Here is a 4,224-nt window from a genome sequence, read left to right as displayed (position 1 = left end):
AGCCTCAGGCTGCCGTCCCTTCGATAGATGGTGCGGCCGTTCGTTTCATCCACCGCGTCGTCGGGGTCGAGCTTTCCGAGGCTTTGCGCATGGCCTCACTCTATCCGGCGCAAGCAATCGGCCAGTCGCACCGACTTGGCCGATTCGCCAACGGCACGGCTGCGGATATTGTCGCTCTGTCGGACGATCTCGACACGAAGGGCGTCTGGATCGGCGGCGAAAAGGTTTTTGCGGCCGGCTCCGACACTGTGCGTTGATATCAGGTCAAGTCGGCTGACGTCATGAAACCTTTTGATTTTGAGGTCGTTGTCGGAGCGTATGTCCGAGGCGAAACCCAAATTGAAACAGGCCGACGGCATCAAACCGCGCGGTGCCTTGAAGCCGCCACAGAAAGCTCCGCGTGACCAAAGGCCACGCCACGAGGAGCTGCGCGAAAAAAAGCTGTCGAGTGCCGAAGCTGCCCCGGAGGTCGACGGCCAGCCGGGGCCACCGCCGGATGCTGTCGAGCCCGATCCGCAACTGACGCCCGAAGGGGCCGAGCAGGAGCGCAAGAAATATCTGCTGCGGCGTTTCTGGATCAGCGCGCGCGGTTACTGGAGCCGGCGCGGCGACCGGCTCGCCTGGCCATTGACGATCGGGGTGCTGCTGCTGATCTGCATCAATATCGGCTTCCAGTATGGCATCAATGTCTGGAACCGTTCGATGTTCGATGCCCTCGAGCAGCGCAACGCCCGCAGCGTCTATTTCCTCAGCGCCGTCTTCGTGCCGCTGGTAATCTGCAGCGGCAGCCTTGTCGTCGCGCAGGTCTACCTGCGCATGACGATCCAGCGCCGCTGGCGTTCCTGGCTGACCACCGCGGTCATCGCGCGCTGGCTGGCAGGCGGCCGCTACTACCAACTGAATCTCGTCGGCGGCGACCACCAGAACCCCGAGGCCCGCATGACCGAGGATCTGCGCATCGCCACCGAGTCGCCGGTCGATTTCATCGCCGGCGTCCTCAACGCGTTCCTGTCTGCCTCGACCTTCATCGTCGTGCTGTGGACCATCGGCGGCGCGCTCACTTTGCCGATCGGCGGCGAGAGCATCACCATCCCCGGCTTCCTGGTCATCACCGCGATGATCTATGCCGCCATCACCTCGACCGCGATGGTGGTCATCGGCCGCAATTTCGTCCAGCTCTCCGAGCGGAAGAACCAGGCGGAGGCCGAACTGCGCTACACGCTGACGCGCGTGCGCGAAAACGGCGAGAGCATCGCCTTGCTGGGCGGCGAGGAAGAGGAGCGCAGCGGCATCGACAGGAATTTCGGCCATGTGCTGAGGCAATGGGCGCTGCTGACGGGCCAGCACATGCGCACGGCGGCGGTGTCGCAGGGATCGAGCCTGTTTGCGCCGGTCGTGCCGATCCTGCTGTGCGCGCCAAAATTCCTCGAAGGCTCAATGACGCTTGGCGAGGTGATGCAGGCAGCGTCCGCCTTTGGCATCGTGCAAGGCGCGTTCGGATGGCTGGTCGACAACTACCCGCGTCTTGCCGACTGGAACGCCTCCGCGCGGCGCATAGCATCGCTGATGATGTCGCTCGACGGGCTCGAGCGTGCGGAGCAGAGCGACGCGCTTGGGCGCATCCAGCACGGCGAAACCGATGACGGTGCCATGCTCAGCCTCGACGATCTCTCCGTGACGCTCGACGACGGCACCGCCGTGGTCAAGGAGACCGAGGTTGCGATCGAACCCGGTGAGCGGGTGCTGGTGGCCGGCGAATCCGGCTCGGGCAAGTCGACGCTGGTGCGGGCCGTCGCGGGCCTGTGGCCGTGGGGCGGCGGCAGCGTCAATTTCCACGCCGACAGGCGACTGTTCATGCTGCCGCAACGCCCCTACATCCCCTCGGGCACGCTTCGCCGCGCGGTCGCCTATCCCGCGGCGGCGGATAAGTGGACGATCAAGCAGATCAAGGCCGCCCTCGACAAGGTCGGCCTCGCCTACCTTGCCGAAAGGATCAAGGAAGAAGCGCCATGGGACCAGACGCTGTCGGGCGGCGAAAAGCAGCGTCTCGCCTTCGCGCGCCTGCTGTTGCACCGCCCCGATATCGTCGTGCTGGATGAAGCAACCTCGGCGCTCGACGAGAAGAGCCAGGACACCATGATGGCGACGGTGATCCGTGAATTGCCTGATGTCACCATCATCAGCGTGGCGCACCGGGCCGAGCTGGAAGCCTTCCATAGCCGCAAGATCACCTTGGAACGGCGCGAGGGCGGCGCCAAGCTTGTCAGCGACATCAACCTCGTCCCACGAAAGCGCAACCTGCTGAAGCGCGCCTTGTGGGGCTCCGGCAGTCGGGCCGAAAGGTCGCGCAAGGAGTAAGGCGAGTAAGGCGCCCCTGCCCCAGGCGCCGCACAACTATGATGCGTATATGTCCTTGTAGGTGTCGCGCAGCAGGTTCTTCTGTACCTTGCCCATGGTGTTGCGCGGCAGTTCATCGACGAAGATCACCCGCTTCGGATGCTTGTATTTCGCCACCCGCCCGGCGATAGCGGCGAGAATTTCGGCATCGGTGATCCGCGATGACGGCGCCCGCACGACGACAGCGGTGACGCCTTCGCCGAAATCCGGATGGGCAACGCCGATGACGGCGCTTTCGCTAACCCCGTCGAGCGCGTCGATCTCGCTTTCAAGTTCCTTCGGATAGATGTTGTAGCCGCCCGATATGATCAGGTCCTTGCCGCGGCCGACAATGTGGACGTAGCCGTCGGCGTCGATCATGCCGAGATCGCCGGTGATGAAAAAACCGTCGGCGCGGAATTCCGCCTTGGTCTTCTCCGGCATGCGCCAATAGCCGCCGAAGACGTTGGGGCCTTTGACCTCGATCATGCCGACCTCACCCTGCGCAAGCGCTGCGCCGCTGTCGGGATCGGCGATGCGGAGCGTGACCCCGGGCAAGGGGAAACCGACGGTACCGGCGCGCCGCTCGCCCTCATAGGGGTTCGAGGTGTTCATGTTGGTCTCGGTCATGCCGTAGCGTTCGAGGATCGCGTGGCCGGTGCGCTCGCGCCAGGCCTTATGCGTCTCGGCCAGCAGCGGCGCCGACCCGGAAATGAACACACGGATGTTTTTTGCCGCCTCATGGTCCAGCCCATCCTGCTGCAGCAGGCGCACGTAGAAGGTCGGCACCCCCATCAGGGCGGTGGCGCGCGGCAGCAGCGAGACGATGCGGGCCGGATCGAACTTCTGCTCGAACAGCATCGAGGCGCCGGCCATCAGGACGACATTGGTGGCGACGAACAGGCCGTGCGTGTGGAAGATCGGCAATGCGTGGATCAGCACGTCGTCTCCAGTGAAACGCCAGTGCTCGACCAGCACGCGCGCGTTCGAAGCAAGGTTCTCGTGGCTGAGCATGGCGCCTTTCGAACGGCCGGTGGTTCCCGACGTGTAGAGGATCGCCGCGAGGTCATCCGGCCCACGCGCTACGTCATGAAAATCCATCGGCAGCCGCGAGGCTCGATCGGGCAGCGATCCCCGGCCGTCGCGGCCGAGCGTGACGGTGACGGCGCCCGACTTTTTCGCCAGCGCGCCGACGTCGGCCGCTCTTGCCGGATCGCAGACGACCAGGCGTGGCTCTGCGTCGCCGAAGAAATACTCCAGCTCGGCCAATGTGTAGGCGGTGTTGAGCGGCAGGAAGACGGCGCCGGCTCGCAGGCAGGCGAGATAGAGCAGGACCGCTTCCGGGCTCTTCTCGACCTGCACGGCAACGCGGTCACCGGGTTCGACATCGAGTTGCAGGAGCGCATGCGCAAGCTGCGCCGAGCGGGCCAGCATATCGCCATAGGTGAGCGAGCGCCCATCATCGGTTTCCATCAGCAAGCGCGCTGGCGCCGGCATCCGGGACCGGAACGCATCGAACAGATGATTGCTCATGAAGACATCCCTGGGTGCGGCGGCGCTGAGCATGCGCCTGTCGCGGCATGCCTCGGCGGCGAGGGTTCGCGGTTCTTGGCCGCGCCGTCAAGCCCGCCGACAGCGGTTCACGCCAGCCTCGCCGACGCAGAGTGCGAGCAAGAAACGAGCGCAAGAGCCCGCCGGGAATCGGCTGTTATCGCCGAGCGCGTTTGCCGGCGAGTTCCTTCGTTTCGTCGTCCTGCTCGAAGCGCTTCATGCACATGGCGGCAGTCAACTGGTAATGGTTGAGCAGTGCCTCGACGGCACCGTCGGCATTGCCGTCCAGGGCACATT

3 protein-coding genes are annotated in these 4,224 nt (G+C 64.7%); 2 read left to right on the top strand and 1 reads right to left on the bottom strand.

What is annotated here, in order from left to right:
* A partial coding sequence (locus EN964_RS26800) for an amidohydrolase family protein (RefSeq protein WP_164776008.1) occupies positions 1–257 on the top strand: 257 nt, incomplete at its 5' end.
* Between the two features lie 61 nt (positions 258–318).
* Positions 319–2,358 carry an ABC transporter ATP-binding protein/permease gene (locus tag EN964_RS26795; RefSeq protein WP_127267932.1) on the top strand — a complete coding sequence of 680 codons (2,040 nt, stop codon included), beginning with the start codon at positions 319–321 and terminating at the stop codon, positions 2,356–2,358.
* 36 nt (positions 2,359–2,394) lie between these two features.
* Here the strand turns inward: EN964_RS26795 and EN964_RS26790 are convergent, their stop codons facing one another.
* A complete protein-coding gene (locus tag EN964_RS26790; RefSeq protein WP_127267931.1) occupies positions 2,395–3,909 on the bottom strand; it encodes a malonyl-CoA synthase in 1,515 nt (504 codons plus the stop codon).
* Between the last annotated feature and the right edge of the window lie 315 nt (positions 3,910–4,224).

It is taken from the genome of Mesorhizobium sp. M7A.F.Ca.CA.001.10.2.1, from assembly GCF_003998575.1.
Lineage (GTDB): Bacteria > Pseudomonadota > Alphaproteobacteria > Rhizobiales > Rhizobiaceae > Mesorhizobium.
This window is presented reverse-complemented; position numbering and strand designations above follow the sequence as displayed.

Bases quoted from the DNA above. Each gene is read 5' to 3' on its own strand.
- EN964_RS26790 (WP_127267931.1), bottom strand. From the start codon at position 3,909: ATGAGCAATCATCTGTTCGATGCGTTCCGGTCCCGGATGCCGGCGCCA.
- EN964_RS26795 (WP_127267932.1), top strand. From the start codon at position 319: ATGTCCGAGGCGAAACCCAAATTGAAACAGGCCGACGGCATCAAACCG.